Source organism: Streptomyces sp. ISL-10, from assembly GCF_018614575.1.
Lineage (GTDB): Bacteria > Actinomycetota > Actinomycetes > Streptomycetales > Streptomycetaceae > Streptomyces.
The window spans coordinates 85806-104731 of sequence record NZ_JAGGOJ010000032.1 but is presented as its reverse complement, the minus strand read 5'-3'; the positions used below and the strand labels follow the sequence as shown (position 1 = coordinate 104731).

Below are 18926 nucleotides of genomic sequence, written 5' to 3'. Positions count from 1 at the left end.
CGGCTCGACACGTCGTCAAGCCACCTTGCACGACGGGTGGTTGAGTCATCACCAGCTCGGGTCGATCTCCCCGTAGCCCATGGCGCCCTGTCCGAAGACGATCAAGGGCGAATAGTATGCGGCGAACTTGACCGCTTCGGCCGGCCGACTGTTCGCGCGCACCCGACCACCCTTACCCATCACGCCGGGGCAGCTGAGCACCGGCGCGAGTCTGTCTCGCGAGAGGACGCACCGTGTCACTGGATTCCATCCCCCGAGTCAAGGGACGTGTGCCCGGCCTCGGCCACGTGCCCCGCCTGTTGCACGACCCGCTCGGAGTCCTGCGATCCCTCCATGCCGAAGGGCCCGTACTACGCATCGACGTCGGCACCATGCCGGTGATCCTGGTCACCACCCCCGACACGGTCAACGAAGTCCTGGTGAAGAAGGGGCGATCGTTCAGGAAGGGCCGACTCTTCGACCGCATCAGGCCGCTCGTCGGCAACGGCCTCGGAAACTCGGAGGGCGCGCAGCACATACGCAACCGGCGCCTGATCCAGCCGATGTTCTACAAGGAGCGCCTGGAGGGCTACGCCGCTGTGATGAGCGGGCGCGCGCAAGCTCTCTCCGGATCCTGGAGCGACGGCCAGGTCATCGACGCCAACCAGGTCATGGGCAATTACGCGATCGAGACCCTGGCCGCCACCCTCTTCAGCGCCGACATCGGCCGTCCCGCCGTCGAGTCCGTCCGCGAGGACCTACCGGTCATCCTGAAGGACATGCTGCGTCGGGCCCTCGCCCCCAAGGCCCTCGACGGGCTGCCGATCTGGCGGGCCTTCGATCGGTCCGCTGCCAGGATGCGCTCCGTGATCGATGATGTGATCACCACCACGCGTGCCTCCAACCCGGAAGCCCGCACCGACCTTCTGTCCCTGCTGCTCTCTGCGCGCGACGACACCGGCGCCGGCCTGACCGACGTGGAGATCCGCGACGAACTGGCCACCATGCTGTTCGCCGGCACCGAGACCACGGCCTCCACCCTCGCCTGGGCGCTCTACCACATAGGCCAGCGCCCAGACTTGGAAGAGGAACTGCTCGCGGAGATCGACAAGGCAATCGGCGACCGTCCGGTCACCTTCGCCGACGTGCCGCAGCTGCCCGGCATCACCCGGGTCCTGGATGAGGCGATCCGCCTCCACGGCGTGGTCACCATGATGCGGCGCACGATCGAACCGGTCACCATCGGCGGCTACGAGATTCCCGCCGATACTGAAGTACTCATCAGCCTCTACGCGCTGCACCGCCGCCCCGAGCTGTACCCAGACCCGGACCGCTTCGACCCGGACCGCTGGCTGCCCGAACAAGTCGCCGCACGACCCCGCGACCACGTCGTCCCCTTCGGTGCCGGCAACCGCAAGTGCATCGGCGACAAGTTCAGCTGGCTCGAAGCCACCATCACCCTGGCCACCATCCTGCCGCGCTGGCGACTCCGCTCCGTCCCGGGCAGCAAGCCCCCCGCTGAGGCGACTTCCTCCATGGCACACCCGACCCGCATGCCCATGGTCATCCACCAGCGCCAGAACGACTGACCCACCGTCCCACCGGTTCCGCCTCCTGTGCCAGGCCGGGCCTAGGGTCTGTCGTCAATGTGATCTCGGGTCATGGATCATGGTCGGGTGATACGTCGCCATGAAGTGTCTGACCCTATCGTTCGTCGCCGTGTTGGAGTCGGGCCGGACGTCGTGGTGCCAGATCCTGGACGCGTTGCGGCTGGGGCCGGTCGACGACGTCGCCGAGGTCACCGCTGCCCAGGCCCGCCGGGTGGTCGAGGGCCTCATCGACATGGGCCGTTGGCACGCGGGCGACCGCGACATCCTGGTTGTCTTCGATGCCGGCTACGACGCTCCGCGCATGGCCTGTTTACTGGAAGGACTGCCGGTGGAGGTCCTGGGGCGGATACGCATGGACCGAGTGATGCGCAAGCCTGTCCCGGTCCCCTGGATCTCGCCGCCGCAGGGCGGGCGCCCGGCGAAACACGGCAAGGAGTTGCGCTTCGCCAAGCCCGACACCTGGGGCGAGCCCGATGCCGCGACCGTGCAGGTCACCGACCGCTACGGCACCGCTCGCGCGATGGCCTGCGACCGCATCCATCCTCGTCTGACCACCCGCTCCGCGTGGATCGACCACACCGCCGAACTCCCTGTCATCCAAGGCACGTTGATCCGCTTGCAAGTCGACCGCCTGCCAGGCGGCCACGACCCACTCCCCGTCTGGCTGTGGTCGTCGGCCACCGGCCTGTCGGGCGAGGACGTCGACCTGCGCTGGCAGGCGTTCCTGCGCAGATTCGACCTGGAGCACACGTTCCGGATGATCAAGCAGACGCTGGGCTGGACCTGTCCGAAGCTCCGCACCCCCGAGGCCGCGGACCGGTGGACCTGGCTGGTCATCGCGGCCCACACCCAACTTCGCCTCGCCCGGCCGCTGGCCGCTGACCTCCGTCGCCCTGGGAGAAGCCGGCCGAGCCCGGCCGGCTCACGCCCGCCCGGGTCCGCTGGGGGTTCGGGAACCTCCGCGCGAACTTGCCCTGTCCAGCCCGGGCACCGAAACCCAACCGGCCCGGTCCCGCCAGGCCGCTCGGCTCGAAGAACCGTCACCCCGCCACCCGATACGACGTGGGCAAAACAGTCAGACCGCCCGAGACCATTGCCGAACGTGACCAGGCCAGACCATAAAGAACAAGCTCAGTACCAGGACGGCGGCCTTGGCCTGCTCGAGCCGTATCTTCAGGTGGATGCCGTCGGCCCAGACATAGACGTAGTCGGTCGCGGACAGGTCGCGCTCGTTGAAGGCGGCATGTTCGGCCTGCCACTGCGTGGTGAGGCGGGTGACGGTGGCCGGCGAGAGTCCGGCGGGCGAGCCGAGGAACTGCTCCAGCGCGGGGACGAAGTCGCCGGAGGACAGGCCGGGCAGGTAGAGCGTCCGTGAACGGCTTTCACACAACGGCGCGTTCGGTCACATCCGGCGGACTATCGCCAACCCGGGACGGTATCAGGCTGCACGAGCGGTGAGGCATCCGCCTCACCCTCCTCTGGCACCGGCCGGTCACCCCCGGCTCCGAAGACCCTTCTCGAACCGGCCCCGTACCGCCTCCTCGCCACCTTCCCCGAGGCCCGTGCGGTCTTGGACCGCACGGAACACTCACCGGACGGCACGCGAAGCGCCGGACAGCAAGGATCCGCCGAACCAGCCTCCAACCTGGACGACGGGCAGTGGATCACCTCTCCCCCACGGTCGGACGGCGTGGTGACAGACCGTCCGAAACGCGCCGGGTGCCCGGGCGCACCCGAGCTCAACTCCACGACGACCGGCGCACCGCCCGCGCGAGGGCATGACCGCACACCAGCAGACGTCCTCGCCGCCCGGCTGAACACGGTTGCACACCCCCTGCACGCGACAGCCCTGACCATCCACGCCGTCACAGGAGCAGACATCAGCCGGCCCGCGCTCATCAGCGGCATCGACACCCACCGCACTGACACGCGTCCGTCAGGTCGCCGCTCTGGAATCCTGGACGGGCGGCTACTCCGAAGGCCCACCGTTCTGACTCAAGGACCCCGCAGTGCCCCCGGAGACCATCCCGTCACTCAATGTGGCCCCACCAAAGAAGTTGAGCCAGAATCCGAGTTTCGACAGCACCGGATTCCTCCGGCAACCGTCAGCCGTCGGCGCCGGGGTGCGTTGGGCGTCGTGGCCCGCCGGGGATCGGATTGTTGGCTAGAGCTTCTTCCGCGTCGCGCGGGCGGCCAGGACGTGGAGGAGACGCACGTACGGCGACCACCGGGCCGGGCGGGCGACGGTCCCGGTGCAGGCGCGTTCGGCCCGGTCGAAGGCGTCCTCCAGGCAGGCGTCGTGCAGGGGGCGGAACGCAAGCGGCCAGGTGATCCGTGCCAGGCCCTTGGTGGACATGGTCAGGGTGTGGTGGATCCGGGCGCGCCCCGGGCCGACCGGCAGCACGGCCAACTCGTGGAAGCCGTTGAAGCCGCGCGGCCGGGTGAACTCGAAGCGGATCCAGCGCCCGGGGACGTAGCCGGACACCGTGTACCCCACCGGCCAGTGACCGCCCACCGCGCCGGGGCCCAGCGGCCGGTCGAACTCCATCGGCGACCAGTCGCGGCCGGGCCACAGCAGGTCGCGGTCCCCGCTCGCCAGGGTGTCGATGAGCGCTCCCACCTCGGTCTCGTCTGCGGCCAGCAGGCGCTCGTGCACGTTGTGGACGGCCATGGGTCCTCCTCCATCACAATTAGAGACTTCCCTCCAATGAAATGGAGAGTACTCTCTGATTCATGGTGAGACCACCCCGCTTCGACACCGACCAGCTCCTCGACGCGGCCGTCCGCCTCGCCGCCGCCGGCGGGCCGCCCGCCGTCACCATGTCGGCAGTCGCCCACGCCGTCGGCGCCCCCAGCGGCTCCGTCTACCACCGCTTCGCCGGGCGCACGGCGCTCCTGGCGGAGGTGTGGCTGCGGACCGTGGAACGCTTCCAGGACGGCTACCATGCCGTCCTCGTCCGGGAGAGCAACCCCCGCAAGGCGGCGCGCGCGGCCGCCCGGCACGTGGTGGGCTGGAGTCGCAGGAACCCGGACGAGGCCTCCCTCCTCCTCTACGGCGCCGCCGACTTCGGCCGCGCCGACTGGTCCGAGGAACACACCCGGCGCGCCGACCTGGGCAATGAGCGGGTGCTCGCTTCCCTTGCCGCCCTCGCCGAGGCCCTCGGCGCCACGGACGAACGGGGCCGTGAGCGCGTGGCCCTCGCCCTGGTCGACCTGCCGCTGTCCATGGTCCGCCGTCACCTGCGCGCCGGCGGGCCCCTGCCGCCGTACGCCGAGGACCTCACCGAGGAGTGCACGGCCGCGCTGCTGGAGTAGCACCGGCGCCGAGGGTGGCTGTAGAGAATTGCGCATGGCCGAACCCGGCTTGCCCAGGCTCGCCGCCCACCAGCGGTTACATCGACAGAGCCCACCGAGCACCGTGACCGATTACCACCATCGGGTACTACGGACCCCTACGGTGCGTGCGCTCTGAGGCGGATACACGGCATCGCCACCGGCGATGCCGTGCTACTCCCGCCCGGGTGCGGTGCACTTGCGCGTGAGTGCAGTGCGTCGTCGGTGCGCACCGCCACATCAGGTGCGCGGCATCGGGTGCACTCAGCGGCCGGCTTCTCGTCCGCCGTGCAGACGTGCGCGATGGTGATGCGGTGCCCCGGTGGCATGGGCTCTCCTCGGATGGCCGGACGGACCGATGGCGCTGTGTGGGCCAGCGCGGGGGATGCCTGCCCTGATCCGCCGGACGCCCTCAGGAGCCAACAGCCGCGGGACCGTGGCTGTTCCCGCCGGCGGCCGCGAAGTCCGAGGAGACGCCGGACGTGGGCGAAATCTCGTCCCGCCGTCACGGTCCGGCTTGCGTCCGGCAGTGGTGATCGTGATGGGATGAGCCGATGCGACCCCCCACACGCACTTCCATGCCCACACGCAATCCGTACGAGGAACTGGCTCAACTGGCAGACCCCGAACCGGACTACGGCGCGGAGCCGGACGGGCGCAGCGGCGCCTCCTCGGGATTCGACCGGCTCGGCATCCGCTCGGACGACGACGAGGACGACTGGTCACCCCCCAACCACCGCGGGAGGAGCCGCCTCGCGCTCCTGCCCGTGTCGGTGAAGCTCACCGTCGCCGCGATCGTCACCGCCGCGTTCTTCGTGACCGGCGACCGTCTCGCCGTGGCATACGCGGAGGACAAGGCCGAGGACAAGATCCAGCAGTCGATGGGCCTGGCGGCCCGGCCTCAGGTCGACATCGAGGGCTTCCCTTTCCTCACCCAGGTACTCAATCACCGCATCGACAGGGCGGACGTCACCGTCCCTGATGTCGCCGCCGACAAGGTCTCGCTCGCCGAAGTGCACGCCACGGCAACCGATGTGCGGATCGTCGGCGATCTGCCGACGGCGATCCAGGGCGGAGTGATCGACCGCATGGACGGCGACGTCCTGCTCTCCTTCGACGATCTCAGCCGCGAACTTGGTGCCTCCCAGGTCGAGTTCACCGATGCGGGGCGCGGCAGCATCCGCATCGCGGGCTCACTGCCGATCGCCGGGCGAGAGGTGAGCATTCGCGCCGAGGCTCACCTGAGGCGAGACGGCGACCGTGCGGTGTCCACCACCGTGAAGGCGATGCACCTGGACGTCCCTGGCCTGTTCACCTTCCGCCCGGGCAGGGACCCTGCGAAATCCGGTCTGCGACTGCACCCGGAGGCTGTCCGCCGCATCACCTCGGAGGCGGCGCGCGCCAAGGCGCTGCTCGAGCTGCCCGCCGTGGTGGAACGGCTCGGCATACCCCGCGCCCAGATCGATCGCGCGCTCAGGAGCGAGAAAAAGCTCAGCCGCCTCACCGGTTCACCGCGCTTCATCGAGCGGCTGATGCAGGTCAATCTGGTCGACCTCGTCATCGAGCATCCCTGGCTCCTGGAGAAAGCGGGCATCGACCCGCATCTCGTCGGCACCCTGCTCGAACTGCGCCCGCCGGAGCTCTCGGACCGGCTGTCCCTGTCGTTCGAACTGCCCCGGACCACGGGGGACGTGCGGCTGCGCGACATCGTGGTGGAACGTTCCGGCGTACGGGCCGATCTCACCGGCACCGGCCTCACTTTCGGCGAGGTCGCCGGCGCGGACTCCACCCCCGAGAACTGACCCGCTCCCGACGTCGGGCCCGGCAGCACCATCGTGCCGCCGGGCCCGTGCGGGTGACCTCGCTACTCCGCCGCGATGCGCGGCTTCTCCTCGCCGGTGCGACGGCGGTACGACTCCGCGTCCACCTGTGACCCCAAGTGGAGAATCGGGTCGTCGGAGAGCTCGTGCATGGTTGGCGGTGGCACGTCCTGGGGCGTGACTGGCCCGGTGTTCACACTCGTTCATCGATCGCGAGGGTGACCGCTTGTTTGTGAGAGAGCAGTGCGGCGACACCCTGGATGGTGTCACTCATGTGCTCACGCCAACCGTGGTGGCGGGCGAGGGTTCTCCGGTTCTTCAGGTACGCAATACCGTGCTCGACATGGATGCCGCGTGAGGAGTGGGCCTTGCGCCGTTGCTCGTCTTGAACTTGCGGTGTGGCCAGGTCACCACGCGTCCGCCGGCCTGGGCACCCGGACTTGGTAGCCGGCATCCGCGAGGATATCCACCGCGGCGCTGTCGGACAGGAGTCTGACCAGCACTGACTTGCGGGCGTGGGTGATGTCCGCGCAGTTCCCGGGCTCGGCCGGGCTGCAGTACAGCAGACGGCCGGCCGCGTCCGTGAGGACCATGGGCTTGACGGCGTTCTGCTTGTTCTTGCCCGAGAGGAACCTGTCCCGGTCCTTGCGCCCGGCGGCCGGGCGACGGACGCGGATCGCGGTGCCGTCGATGTTTCCGGTCTTCTCGTGCTCGCCGACGTGGTCGACCACCTCGGCGAGTGTCCGGAGCCGAAGGCCGGGAGCGATGGTGCAGCCCTGCTGGGCCAGCAGCGGCCCGCCTGTCCTACGTTGTGCGCGGGCAACTTTGGGTCCCGGTCAGGCCGGCAGCGCGATAGAGGACTGGGGACCCACTCGGTCGACCAGGCCGTCGTACTGGTCGATCTCGAACGGTGCCGCGCCAGGAGACGTCTCGCGATCCTTCCCCGTCTTGCCGTCCAGGACCACTGCTTCCTCCCCCATCTGGCGTAAACGGCACCGTGCAAGAAGCCCCTGACCTTCGGCACGATACCGCCACAAACATCGGGCAGAGCCCACAGCTTCTCGAGCCAAACGGCATCGAATACCGCGACGACCGGGGCCCCTTTGGGACGTGGGGATCTGACGAACCGCCAGTGGACCCGGCTGGAGCCGTTGCTGCCGGGTACCAAGCCGGGCCGTCCGCAGGTGTGGACGCGGCGGCAGCTGATAGACGGCATGCGGTGGCGGACCCGGACCGGTACTCCGTGGCGGGACGTACCGGAACGCTATGGGCCGTGGGACCGGGTCTATGACCTCTTCCGGCGCTGGCAGCGGGACGGCACCTGGGCGAGGATCCTCACGCAGCTCCAGGCTGAGGCGGACGCCAAGGGCCTGATCACCCGGGACGTGAACGTCGACTCCACCGTCTGCCTGGCCACCAGCACGCCGCCGGGGCGGCGAAAAGGGGGACCACCAGAAGGAACTCCCGGCGGTGTCTGCGTCGAACCAGGCGACCACGGTCTCGGACGCTCCCGCGGCGGACTGACCAGCAAGATCCACCTCGCGGTCGAGCTGGGGCAAAAGCCCCTGACGGTGGTTATCACGGCCGGACAACGGGGTGACTCCCCGGCAAGTTCGAGCCGGTCCTGGAGGCGATCCGGGTCCCCCGGCTCGGGCTGGGCAGGCCGCGCAAGCGGCCGGACCGCATGCGGGCCGACAAGGCGTACGAGTCCCGCAGCAACCGCTCCTACCTGCGCAGACGCGGGATCAAGGCCACCATCCCGGTGCGGGTGGACCGGGTCCGCAACCGGCTCAAGCGCGGCTCGCGCGGCGGCCGGCCGCCGAAGTTCGACAAGGACGACTACAAGCAGCGGCACGCGGTCGAGTGCGGGATCAACCGCCTCAAGCGCCACCGGGCCGTCGCCACTCGGTACGACAAACTCGCTGTCCGCTACGAAGCGACCGTGCTGGTCGCAGCCATCAACGAGTGGCTGTGACCAGCACCGTCGCAACGACCCTCAGATGACGTCGAATTCGTTGCCCTCGGGGTCCTGCATGGCGGCGGCGTAGAGCCCTATGTCCGGCTCATCCTTAATCCGCAGCACGGTGGCACCAGCTTCGACCAGCCGTTCCACCGTAGCCTTGACCCGCTGTGTGCGGACGTCCAGCGGGACGTCACGGCCCCCACCGACCTTCAGGTCGAAGTGCCACCGGTTCTTGGCGGCCTTCGGCTCCGGAACCTGCTGGAACCACACCCTCGGTCCACGTCCCGCGGGATCGATGATCGACTCCGGAATATCCCCGGCACCGGCCGGCAACTCTGCCTCGGGCACCCCCACCGCCGCCCAGTAAGCACGCCACGTGGCGTGCCCGCCCGGCGGAGGCTCAGGCACGTAGCCCAGGGCCTTGGCCCAGAACGTCACCATTTCCTGCGGATCGGAGCAGTCGATCGTCAGCTGCACTGTCATCTCCATGCCCGGAGCATCCCAGGCAGGTCTGACAGACGATCCAATTTCACAACAGGCCCTAGGCGAGCGTCTTTTAGCGCCCATCAGCGTCCAACACGCCCTGCTGCCAAGAACATCGTTTCGCAGGTCAGTGCGTCTCTTGGTGGGAGGGGGTCGGACGCTGCGGACGCCGGCTCAGTTCTTGACCGAGGTCTCGGTCACCGTACACTCCGGGCAGGCAGTTGGCCGCAGTCACCGTCGGCGCACTTGCTCAGCCAGTCGGTGAAGTCGGCGTCGTACTTGGTGCCGATGGTGTCGCGGAGCAGGCGATAGGCGGCCTCGTACTCGCCTGCGCGGTAGTGGCCGAGCAGGGTGGCCACATCCTCGGGGTGTGACTGGAGCATGTATCGGACGCCCAGGTAGCCCCACTGGTAGATACGGGTGGTGTCGGCGTTGTCGTAGGTGGTCTCGAAGAGCTGGCTCAGTTGGTAAGTGCCTTTGCCCGCCTCCTCGATCGCCCGGTCGTAGGTGATGCCGCGGTACGAGTAGGAGACGTACTCGGCGAAGCCCTCGATCCACATCACGGTCGGGGTGGTCTGCCCGGCTGCGAAGTCGCCGTACATGTCGAAACGACCGTCGAGGTAGTGGGTGTATTCGTGGTTGAGGTTCCAGATCTGGAAGGCGCCGTTCTCGGCCGGCTGCTCGTAGGCGATGAAGCGCGGTTGGTTGCCCTCAGCGGCCGGGTCACCCTCCAGGTACATGCCGCCGTTGTTGGTGTCGATGCCGAAGAGGACACCGGCGTAGGTCTTGTAGTCGGTGCTGGAGTTGAAGGCGACGATCTCGATGCTGGTGTTGTTGTCGCCCTGGACCGGGCCGTTGTCCTTGACGATGTCGTGGAAGACCGGGTCCTGCTTGAGGACGCTGTCGCATGTGGCCGAGAGTTCGGACGCGGTCAGCTCCTGCGCGAGGATCTTCGCGCTCGGACCACATTCGTGCTTGATCGTCAGCACGGCGTCGCGCACGCGGTTCTGCAGGTCACAGGTGTCGTACTCGGCGCAGTTCTCCTTGTCGAACTCATCCGTCATCTCGGCGAGGCCGACCCAGAGCGCGGCGGTGCGCCCAGTGATCTCGCTGCGGCCGAGTAGCTCCTTGACCAACGGCTTGACGGTGTCCTTGAGGCCGGCGTGCTGCAGGAAGCGGCCGAGTTCGCGTCCGGCATTGCCGGTCAGGTAGGACTTGTCGGTGCCGAGCAGATCGTCGTGGGCGACGGCGAAGTCACGCAGTCCGGTGAGGACGCTCGGGTCGGCCTTCACGGCTTCCGCGAACTCCGGCAGCTGGTGGCCGCGGAACAGCACGGTGTAGGTGTTGTTGACCGCCGCGATCATCCCGTAGAACTCGTCGTACGACGAGTTGTAGTCCTTCTGCAGACGTTTGACCACGTCGAGGTAGCGGGCGTTCTCTTCGGAGCTGTCGATCAGGGTGACCGTCTCGGCCAGGGTCTCTCCGTTCGCCTCGGTGACGTCGAAGGCGTGGGACGAGCCGAAGAAGCCGTCCAGGGAGCCCTGAATGGCGCTCTTCAGCGTCGGGCCGTATTCGCCGACGTTGTCCGGCTGGTTGTACTGGATGTAGTAGCCGGCGCGCAGGTACAGCACCACCTGGGTTGCGGAAGTGCTGTTGTCCCCCGGGTAGTTGGTGGCGACATCCCTGAGCGCGTTCGCCACCGTGACCATCTGTTCCTCACGGAAGAGAGCCTTGGAGTCCTCACCGGCCACGTTGAACAGTGTGTTGATGCAGGCGGTTTCCGACTGCTTGATCTGCTCGACCAGGGCAGCACCGGTCTTCGAGGTGAAGTCGTTGACGTTGCAGTCCGCCGCGGCCTTCGCCGCAGAGCGGGCGCGCTTGCGCTCGGCGGCGTTCTGGGCCGCGGGGAGCGGAGGGCGTAGCGCGGCCTTCGTGGCCGATCGCGCGGGGTGGGCGGCGTGCCCGGGCGCGAGATCGGCGGCGAGCACCGTGGCGGAGGCGGGCTGCGGGGCGGGGGCGGCCTGTGAGGCGGGGGCCGACCTCGGCGCGGGCTCAGGTGCCTCGGCGCCGGCCGGTGCCGCCCCGCTGGTGGGGGCGAGCATGGTGAGCCCCAGGCCGGCGGCGGCCACGGTAGGTATCAGCAGTTGGGCGAGTTTCTTGAATGTGGGGGGTTTACGCATAGCGATGGCCTCCAGGCCGGTCGGCAGCCGTGCGTGGGGCACGGCAGTGGGGGGTGCGGACCGTGATGGAAAGGGAGTTGAGCACTCTCGCAGCTGTCATGCTCGCGGAAAGTGTGCCCGTACAATGTCACAGTTGACATCTCGATGAAAAGAGGGGTGCAGGCATCAGAACAAGCCTTGTAGCGGCGGTGCGGGCGTCGGCAGGCAGCCGGGCAGGACACGGTCCTCTCGACCACCAGCGATGGCGGCTCAGTCGCGTGGAGGACTCGACGCCCTTGCGGGCGATGCGGTGGCGGATACCGCGTTGACGGAGCCATCCGCCCAGGTGGTCATAGTCATAAGCCTTGTCGGCGTGGAGCTTGGCCGGGCGCCGGCGGCGTCGACCGCGCCCCGAGCAGATGGGCGGTATGCCGCAGGCGGAACGCGTGATCCTCGTGAAAGGTCAGGGATGTGCCGCCCTCCGGGCGGCAGAAGGGGGCCGCTGACGGGACCGAATCCGACCGACGCAAGAGGCTTGGCTGGCGGCCGCCGCCGTCGCCGTTGAGGTGCACGGCACGGAGCCAAGCGTCCTTGACCCGCTCGAACGAGCGCAGGCAGGCCGCGCCTTGATGTACACGGCTGGACTCGGACCCCGGGGTGAATCCGCTGGCGAAGGGTGCGGCCGACCCGGTGGGGCGAGGTCGTTCTCCAGCCGGTGCGCACCGTGGGCAGGTCGTCCCCGTTGGTGATCACTGCGGTTTTCAGGCGATCCCGTCGTGGCCGACGTGGGCGAGCTGCTCACGGTTGAGGTGGCGGGCCCCGCCTCACGACCGCGTACGGGTGCGGTCCGGGCCGGTAGCCGAGCCACGCCTGTCCGGCATGCCCCAACGGCCGGGCCGCGATCAGGGCCTCGGTGCTGATGGTCTCCTCGTCCCGGCTCGACGAGTCGTACGCCAGTAGCGCGCGGCGCAAGTCCTCCGCGAACGCCGCGCGCCGCGGCCCGAGCTGGGCCGGGGTCGATGACGAGTTGCTCAGCTGTAGCGCGATCAGCTCCTCCACGCTGCGCACCACCGCCTGGTCGAACGGCACCATCTCGACGGCCGAGTACGGCGAGCGCTCCAGCGTGGCGTGGTAGGTCTCCGTCGGCTCGGGGTATCCCCTCTCCCGGCCAGGCGCACGGCACCGAGGTATGCGGCACGGACCTCGGCCACGACCGGCGCTCATCCGCGCAGGGGCGTGGTGCCGGGCGGACCTTTGTCGGCAGGCACGCTTACCGATCTTGTCGGCACGAAGGTGCCCAAACTGTCGCACTCGTAGGCATTTTCAATGACGTTTCACACCCGCGGGGATGGCCACTGCGCGGGCGTAGGCGTAAGGGTCGATGGCAACTGAAAAGTTCCCGCACCTGCGGGGATGGTCACCACCGCCACCCGGAGACCGCTAGCCGGCGGCTCTGCACCGATCAGGACTCACAGCTCAGGCTGCCACTTATCGAACACCCAGCCTGGATAAGAGGTTCTGAAGTATGGCAGATGAGCGTCCCAGTCCCCAGGGAGCAACGCATGTACTGGGTGCAGCGTCATGCGACTGTCCGAGTCCATATCGAATCCCCAGGAGAAGCCGGCCAGCGGCAGGACTCGCCGTTCGCTGTCCTCCATGGGTGTCCAGGCCAGATAGCTATGGGCCGTCCAGCTGAGGGGATCCCGCCTGGCGCGGGAAGGCGCGTCAAACAAGGTGGGGTTGATCCCGAAAAACGCGTACGGCGAAGGCACGTCTTCGAAGAGGTAGAACGGGTCCATGTCGAAGGCGGCCCCGGCGGAGGAGTTGTCCGTCGAGCGCACCAGTTGGACCCAGCCGAAAAGGGCCCGATACCCCTTTCCCGGGTAGTCCACCACGGCCGTGCAGCTCGGGAAGCCACACGCTGACGGTTCTTTGCCGATCGCAGCGGGGTCATCCACCTGCTCCACCGTCACCGTCAGCGAGCCCTGCCTGTCGTCACGTAAGAAGGGGATGATCACGACTTCACCCTGCCGTTCGGGCACTTCGCTGGCAAGAGCCGGACGAGAACCCTGTCTCTGAACCCGCACATCAGCCTGGTGCTGCGGGTTCAGAAACAGGCACTCAACTTGTCATTTACCAAGTTCGACTCGGTTCCGTGCCGACTTTGTGGTGGGCGGGACGGCTGAACGCCTCGCCGGTGGCGAGGACTCTGCCCACGTCATGGCGGACCAGGAAACACCCGGTCCCTTCGTTCGGAACACGAAGACTGGAGCCGGCGCAGGCGGTCGCGCGGTGTGCGGGCGGACTTCCCGATCGGCATGGAACAGCGCGTGTCCGCATTGGACGTACCCTCCGCCGACGGTAAGGGTGGTCCCGGCATTCACGACCATGTACCGGGACGGGGGCCTTGGCGCTCCGTCCCCCTGTTCGCCCTGCCCGGCAGGGCACTTCGGAGGTTCGGACCGTGCACCACACCCGTGCCCGTCGCGTCCTTGTGGGCGCGCTCGCCGCCCTCGTCCTCGTCCCGCTCGCGGCCTGCGGCCACGACGCCTCCCCTGCCGCGTCGTCGCCGGCAGCGAGGACGACGGGACCGGAGTCCGATGCGAAGCCGTTCGCCCATGAGCTGGGGGCCCTCGAGCGCACGTACGACGCACGACTCGGTGTGTACGCCGTCGACACCGGCAGCGGGCACGAGGTCGCCTACAACGACGGCGAACGGTTCGCCTACGCCTCCACCTTCAAGGCGCTGGCCGCCGGTGCCGTGCTGCGAACGTACTCGCTGAAGGGCATGGACCGGGTGGTCACGTACTCAGCCGACGAGCTGATCGCCCACTCTCCCGTCACCGAGAAGCACGTCGGGACCGGCATGAGCCTGCGCGACCTGTGCGAGGCCGCCGTCCGCTACAGCGACAACACCGCGGCCAACCTGCTCTTCGACGCGCTCGGCGGCCCCAAGGGCCTGAACGCCGTCCTGGAAGCGATGGGTGACGACGTCACCCTGATGGAGCGCCGAGAGCCGGAGTTGAGCCGATGGGCCCCGGGCGAGAGGCGTGACACGACCACGCCGCGGGCGTTCGCGAAGGACCTGCGCGCGTTCGTCCTCGGTGACGCCCTCGGCAAGGACGAGCGCGCGCAGCTCACGAAGTGGCTGCGGACCAACACCACTGGCGACGAGCTCATCAGGGCCGGGGTGCCGAAGGGCTGGGTGGTCGGAGACAAGACAGGGACCGGCAGCGGCTACGGCGCCCGCAACGACATCGCCGTGGTATGGCCGCCGGACAGGGCCCCCATCGTCATGGCCATCATGTCCAATCGCGGCGACAAGGACGCCGAGCCCGACAACAAGCTGATCGCGGAAGCGGCGGCCGTGGTGGCCGGCGCACTGTCGTAACCGATCGGGTGTGCACGCGTACGAAGACGCACGGTGCCGGCCGACGATCCGTCAGGTGGTCCGCTCCGCGGTGGACCACGGTGAACCACGGCGTGCCCGCGACGCAGGCGTGACTCTGCGCGTGAGGGGCACTCGTACGCCGGCTCGGCGGACGACGAATCCGCCGGACGGAGAATTCGAGAGGGATGCCCCATGGAGATATCCGGCATCATCAGCGCGATCGTGATCGGCACCGTCATCGGCGTACTGGGTCGGCTGGTCGTGCCGGGACGCCAGCACATCGGCGTCCTGTGGACGATCGTCGTCGGCATCGTGGCCGCGTTCGTCGGCACGGCTCTCGCCGCGGCACTCGGCGTGGCGGACACCCGCGGTGTCGACTGGATCCAGTGGCTCTTCCAGATCGCACTCGCCGCGGGGGGCGTGGCGGCGCTCAGCCGGGTCAAGGCCCTGCGCTGACCGCGCCCGCGCACCTCGGCACCCGGCGGCCGACGAGCCACTCACGTCGACGAGAGCCGGCGCCCGAGCGCAACTGCCCCCTTCCGGCGCGGCCTTCGCCGACTCCTGAGGCGCGCAGGGAGCGAGGAGCGCCCTCGGCTCGGGAAGCACGGGTGATCCGAAGGGGGTTGCCTGCCGACCTGTGGTGAAGCCGCCTCGACCAGCGGGCCGTCACGGCGGGATATGTCAAGAATCCTTTACATGCTGTCAGGTCTGCTTTACATTCCCGGTGTGACACACGAAGAGAAGCGAGCGTGGATCATCGCGGTACTCGCAGTCGGTACGTACGCGGCCTACCTCGCCGTCCTCCTGGTTCGAGCCGCTGACACCCCCGTGGCCGAGGTGCCTTACGCATCGCCGCTGCTGTGGGCCGTGGGCATCTCGATCGCGGCATCGATCGTGCTCAGCGTCGTCGTCTCGATCGGCGGGCCCAAAGGCGCGAACAGAAGGGACCAACGCGACCGGGAGATCCACCGGTTCGGTGAGTACACAGGCCAGTCGTTCGTCGTCCTGGGCGGGGTGGCGGCCCTGGGTATGGCGCTGGCCGAGATGGACCAGTTCTGGATCGCCAACGTGCTCTACGCCGGGTTCACCCTCTCGGCGATCCTCGGTTGCGCGGCGAAGATCGCCGCATACCGCTGGGGCTTTCAGCCTTGGTGAGGGAACCGACCAGGGTCACCAACTCGATCCGGGCCCTCCGGTTCGCGCACGGTGGGATGACACAGGCGGAACTGGCCGACCGGATCGGCGTGACCCGACAGACCGTCATCGCCATCGAGAAGGGCCGCTACTCGCCCTCTTTGGAGATGGCCTTCCAGATCGCCCGCGTGTTCAAGGTCGCGCTCGACGACGTTTTCCAGTACGTGGACGAAGAAGAAGGAGACACGGCATGAAGGCAATGGTTCAAGAGGAGCCTACGGCTCGGCCGACGTCCTGGAACTCAAGGACATCGACAAGCCCGTGGTCGGCGATGACGACGTCCTCATACGAGTGCGCGCGGCGGGGGTCGATCCGAGCGTCTGGCACCTCATGACGGGCCTGCCGTACCCGATTCGCATCATGGGCTTCGGGCTGCGCACACCCAGGCTCCGGGTGCGCGGCTGGGACGTAGCGGGGAACGTCGAGGCGGTCGGCAGGAACGTGACCCGGTTCAAGCCCGGCGACGAGGTCTTCGGCACCTGCGAAGGCTCCTTCGCGGAGCACGCGTGCGCCCCTGAAGACAGATTGGCGGCGAAACCGCCGAGATCCACCTTCGAGCAGGCTGCGGCCGTCCCCATCTCCGCCTTCACCGCCCTCCACTCGCTTCGGGAGCAGGGGCGGATACAGCGTGGGCAGCGGGTCCTGGTCATCGGTGCGGGCGGAGGCGTGGGGACGTACGCCGTACAGCTGGCCAAGGCGGTGTTCGAAGCGGAGGTCACCGGCGTCTGCAGCACCGGCAAGACGGACATGGTCCGCTCCCTCGGTGCGGACCACGTCATCGACTACACCCGTGACGACTTCGCCACCGACGGCCGTCGCTACGACCTCATCCTCGACACCGCGGGCAACCGGCCGCTGTCCCACCTCCGGCGGGCCCTCACTCCTCGAGGGACCCTCGTCATCGTCGGCGGCGAAGGGGGATGGCGATGGCTCGGCGGCCTGCACCGCGCCCTCGGGGCACTGGCTCTGTCGCCGTTCGTGGGCCAGAACCTTCGCGCACCGTTTGTGAGCGAGCCCAAGGAGGACATCCTCCGGTCCCTGGCCGAGTTCGTCGAAGCCGGCAGCATCACACCGGTCATCGACCGGACGTACCCCCTCAGCGAGGCCCCCGACGCCATCCGTCACTGGGAAATGGGCCACACACGCGGCAAACTGGTCCTCACCGTCTGATACGGATCAAGTTCGCGTTTCGCCGGCGCCGGACCGGCCTTCTGCCGACCCCCACAACAGGAAATCACGCCGCCGGTCCCGGGCCGGGAGCGCAGCCAGACCGGCCGCACCCCGAAGCCGGGCAGGCAGGCCAACACGGGCGGGGCATCGGCGTACTCCGTGCCCGACTCCGGCAGGACCGAGCGCCAGGACGGGGAACAAGGTGGCGACGCTGCCGTTCTCACGTACGGGCAGTACAACTCGCCCGGCACTGGCTCTGCGGGGACTTCGGCGACTCCGCTCACGGCGTTGAGGCAGCAGTCCGCATCGCCTGGTCCCCACACCGGCCCGGTACAGCACCGTCAGCGCCGCCGAACGGCGGACGGTTGTGGCCAATCGCACGTGGGTACGTCCCCGGGATCCAATGAAGGGGGATCAGGAGTGAAGAGAAGAAACGCAGTTCGGGGGGCGAGAGATGTCAGTGACGGCAGGCATCTGCTCGCGGTCTGTCGAGGCAGGCGGTATCAGCCGTGAGTGAGCGCTACACAGAACTTGTCGTATCCCCGGACAAGAGCAGGTTCGGGCGCGTGGCATGGGCGATCGTACCGGCCGCCATCCTCCCGGGCATCAGCTTGACGCTCATGCTCGCCGGCGGGCGCGGCACCAGTGAGGGGCTCGGATCGTCGGCCGTACCGGCGGTCATCGTTCTCGTCGCGCTGCCGTTCCTGTGGTACGTGACCTACGCAGTCCTGCATACCGTGAACTCGTACGTGGCGCTCGTGGACGGCGCCGTCCTGGTGCGTAACTGGGCGCGCCGGCTGACCGTCATCGAAGGGCCCGGCTTCCTTGTCCGGACCCCCATCGACTCCAGCGGAATCGCCGGCGAGGTGCTCATCGTGGGCGATGACCATGCCGCCGTGATGCTCAACCCGCGGCAGTGGCGTGAAGCCGAACTCAACCGCGTGTGGCGCAATGCGGCTCTTCAGCAGCAGCAGCCAAGGGACCTACCGACTCCACGAGAGCTGCGCAGGCGTTACCCGACCATCCGGATACCTCTCTACATCCGGCATCCCGGCATCGTCTACACCTTCTGGACTCTCCTCGTCATTCTCTACATCGGACTCGTGGTCAACGTCTTCGCCCGCATCTGAAGACCGCGAACCGACCGGCGAAGAGTCTGCGACCTCCCACCAGACCCGCCCCTCTCCGGGGCGCAGCCGAGCGGCTGCACCCCGGAGGTTGGGTCAGCTCCGGACGAGTCGCAGGTGCCGGGCTTGGGCGGCCGCATCGAGCGACGGGGAACACCACATGATGCCGTCCAGGACGATCAGGTCGGTGACGTCGTCGAAGCCCTCGGGCGCGCCGGTCGCTGTGTCACTGTCCTGGGATGTCCCTTTGACGTGAGTTCGGGAGTCACCCAGGCCGCGGCTGCATGATCAATGTCGCTGAGAGGTGATGTCACTCAGTGGCTCGCAGGAACTCAAGGCCGTCCAGTGCGGTCAACGACGACGGCGTCGGGTCCGGACCATCCTCCCTTTTGAGCCGCCGCGAAGGCTGCACGGACTCTTGGGCTCCGGCACCTTGTTGCCTACCCCTGACTGGGATTGGACCACCATCGCCCGTACAGATTCGACCTTCGACTGCAGCGTCCCGATCGGTCCCCTGCGGCAGAAGAAGACACTCCACGCTCCCACGGCAAGCCCTCAGGTGACGTCAAACGACGCCTGGGGTTCAGATCTTGGGGAGTGGTCGCGGAGGGGTTACTGGGACCGAAGTCGCAGGTCGTGGAGCTGGCGGTCCACCCGGGCAACCGGGCCGGCGGCGGCCCGCCCCACGCAACGGTAT

17 protein-coding genes and 2 pseudogenes are annotated in these 18926 nt (G+C 68.2%); 11 read left to right on the top strand and 8 right to left on the bottom strand.

Annotated features, from left to right (window positions below; all coding sequences use genetic code 11):
* Positions 1–233: 233 nt before the first annotated feature.
* Together J7E88_RS29720 and J7E88_RS29715 are read left to right on the top strand one after the other, a co-directional pair.
* Positions 234–1568: a cytochrome P450 gene (locus J7E88_RS29720; RefSeq protein WP_215186513.1), complete on the top strand. Its 1335-nt coding sequence runs from the start codon at positions 234–236 to the stop codon at positions 1566–1568.
* Between the two features lie 118 nt (positions 1569–1686).
* Positions 1687–2711: pseudogene (locus J7E88_RS29715) on the top strand (transposase); the annotation flags it as partial.
* A gap of 10 nt (positions 2712–2721) precedes the next feature.
* Here J7E88_RS29715 and J7E88_RS29710 read toward each other — a convergent pair.
* Positions 2722–2955 (bottom strand): annotated as a pseudogene (locus J7E88_RS29710) (transposase); the annotation flags it as partial.
* A 798-nt stretch (positions 2956–3753) separates the two neighbouring features.
* Entirely contained in the window at positions 3754–4260 is a 507-nt protein-coding gene (locus tag J7E88_RS29705) for an SRPBCC family protein (RefSeq protein WP_215186511.1), read from the bottom strand.
* Between the two features lie 62 nt (positions 4261–4322).
* On the opposite strand from J7E88_RS29705, the gene J7E88_RS29700 reads away from it, so the two are divergent.
* Positions 4323–4904 carry a TetR/AcrR family transcriptional regulator gene (locus tag J7E88_RS29700; protein WP_215186509.1) on the top strand — a complete coding sequence of 194 codons (582 nt, stop codon included), beginning with the start codon at positions 4323–4325 and terminating at the stop codon, positions 4902–4904.
* 596 nt (positions 4905–5500) lie between these two features.
* Positions 5501–6724 (top strand): DUF2993 domain-containing protein, encoded by a 1224-nt coding sequence (locus J7E88_RS29695; RefSeq protein WP_251023404.1) that lies wholly within the window; start codon positions 5501–5503, stop codon positions 6722–6724.
* A gap of 425 nt (positions 6725–7149) precedes the next feature.
* On the opposite strand, the gene J7E88_RS36440 is transcribed toward J7E88_RS29695, so the two are convergent.
* Positions 7150–7473: a transposase family protein gene (locus J7E88_RS36440; RefSeq protein WP_308307653.1), complete on the bottom strand. Its 324-nt coding sequence runs from the start codon at positions 7471–7473 to the stop codon at positions 7150–7152.
* Between the two features lie 105 nt (positions 7474–7578).
* Positions 7579–7722 (bottom strand): hypothetical protein, encoded by a 144-nt coding sequence (locus J7E88_RS29685; protein ID WP_215186505.1) that lies wholly within the window; start codon positions 7720–7722, stop codon positions 7579–7581.
* A 123-nt stretch (positions 7723–7845) separates the two neighbouring features.
* Between J7E88_RS29685 and J7E88_RS29680 the strand changes: the two genes are divergently transcribed.
* Positions 7846–8717 (top strand): IS5 family transposase gene (locus J7E88_RS29680; protein ID WP_374196338.1). Its coding sequence is split into 2 segments (ribosomal slippage): positions 7846–8352 and positions 8355–8717, totalling 870 coding nucleotides; the frame shifts between segments, so codons are not numbered across the junction.
* Positions 8718–8738: 21 nt separating this feature from the next.
* Here J7E88_RS29680 and J7E88_RS29675 read toward each other — a convergent pair.
* The 4 genes from J7E88_RS29675 to J7E88_RS29655 all read right to left on the bottom strand — a co-directional run bounded on the left by J7E88_RS29675 (position 8739) and on the right by J7E88_RS29655 (position 13365).
* A complete protein-coding gene (locus J7E88_RS29675; protein WP_215186501.1) occupies positions 8739–9194 on the bottom strand; it encodes a VOC family protein in 456 nt (151 codons plus the stop codon).
* Between the two features lie 191 nt (positions 9195–9385).
* Positions 9386–11368 carry a collagenase gene (locus J7E88_RS29670; RefSeq protein WP_215186499.1) on the bottom strand — a complete coding sequence of 661 codons (1983 nt, stop codon included), beginning with the start codon at positions 11366–11368 and terminating at the stop codon, positions 9386–9388.
* Positions 11369–12145: 777 nt separating this feature from the next.
* Entirely contained in the window at positions 12146–12571 is a 426-nt protein-coding gene (locus J7E88_RS29660; RefSeq protein WP_215186497.1) for a hypothetical protein, read from the bottom strand.
* Between the two features lie 245 nt (positions 12572–12816).
* The gene (locus J7E88_RS29655) at positions 12817–13365 is read right to left on the bottom strand and encodes a hypothetical protein (protein WP_215186495.1); all 549 of its coding nucleotides are present in this window, start codon (positions 13363–13365) and stop codon (positions 12817–12819) included.
* A 446-nt stretch (positions 13366–13811) separates the two neighbouring features.
* Here J7E88_RS29655 and bla point away from each other — a divergent pair, with 446 nt between their 5' ends.
* From bla to J7E88_RS29625, 6 genes are all read left to right on the top strand, one after another.
* Positions 13812–14738 (top strand): class A beta-lactamase, encoded by a 927-nt coding sequence (bla, locus tag J7E88_RS29650; protein ID WP_215186493.1) that lies wholly within the window; start codon positions 13812–13814, stop codon positions 14736–14738.
* A 192-nt stretch (positions 14739–14930) separates the two neighbouring features.
* Entirely contained in the window at positions 14931–15194 is a 264-nt protein-coding gene (locus J7E88_RS29645; protein ID WP_215186491.1) for a GlsB/YeaQ/YmgE family stress response membrane protein, read from the top strand.
* Positions 15195–15464: 270 nt separating this feature from the next.
* Positions 15465–15893, top strand: coding sequence for a hypothetical protein (locus J7E88_RS29640; RefSeq protein WP_215186489.1), 429 nt, complete (start codon positions 15465–15467; stop codon positions 15891–15893).
* Between the two features lie 56 nt (positions 15894–15949).
* Positions 15950–16126: a helix-turn-helix transcriptional regulator gene (locus tag J7E88_RS29635; RefSeq protein ID WP_251023402.1), complete on the top strand. Its 177-nt coding sequence runs from the start codon at positions 15950–15952 to the stop codon at positions 16124–16126.
* A gap of 67 nt (positions 16127–16193) precedes the next feature.
* Positions 16194–17102 (top strand): NAD(P)-dependent alcohol dehydrogenase, encoded by a 909-nt coding sequence (locus J7E88_RS29630; protein ID WP_308307652.1) that lies wholly within the window; start codon positions 16194–16196, stop codon positions 17100–17102.
* A gap of 566 nt (positions 17103–17668) precedes the next feature.
* Complete coding sequence (locus tag J7E88_RS29625) at positions 17669–18232, top strand: hypothetical protein (protein WP_215186488.1); 564 nt, start codon at positions 17669–17671, stop codon at positions 18230–18232.
* Positions 18233–18926: the final 694 nt, after the last annotated feature.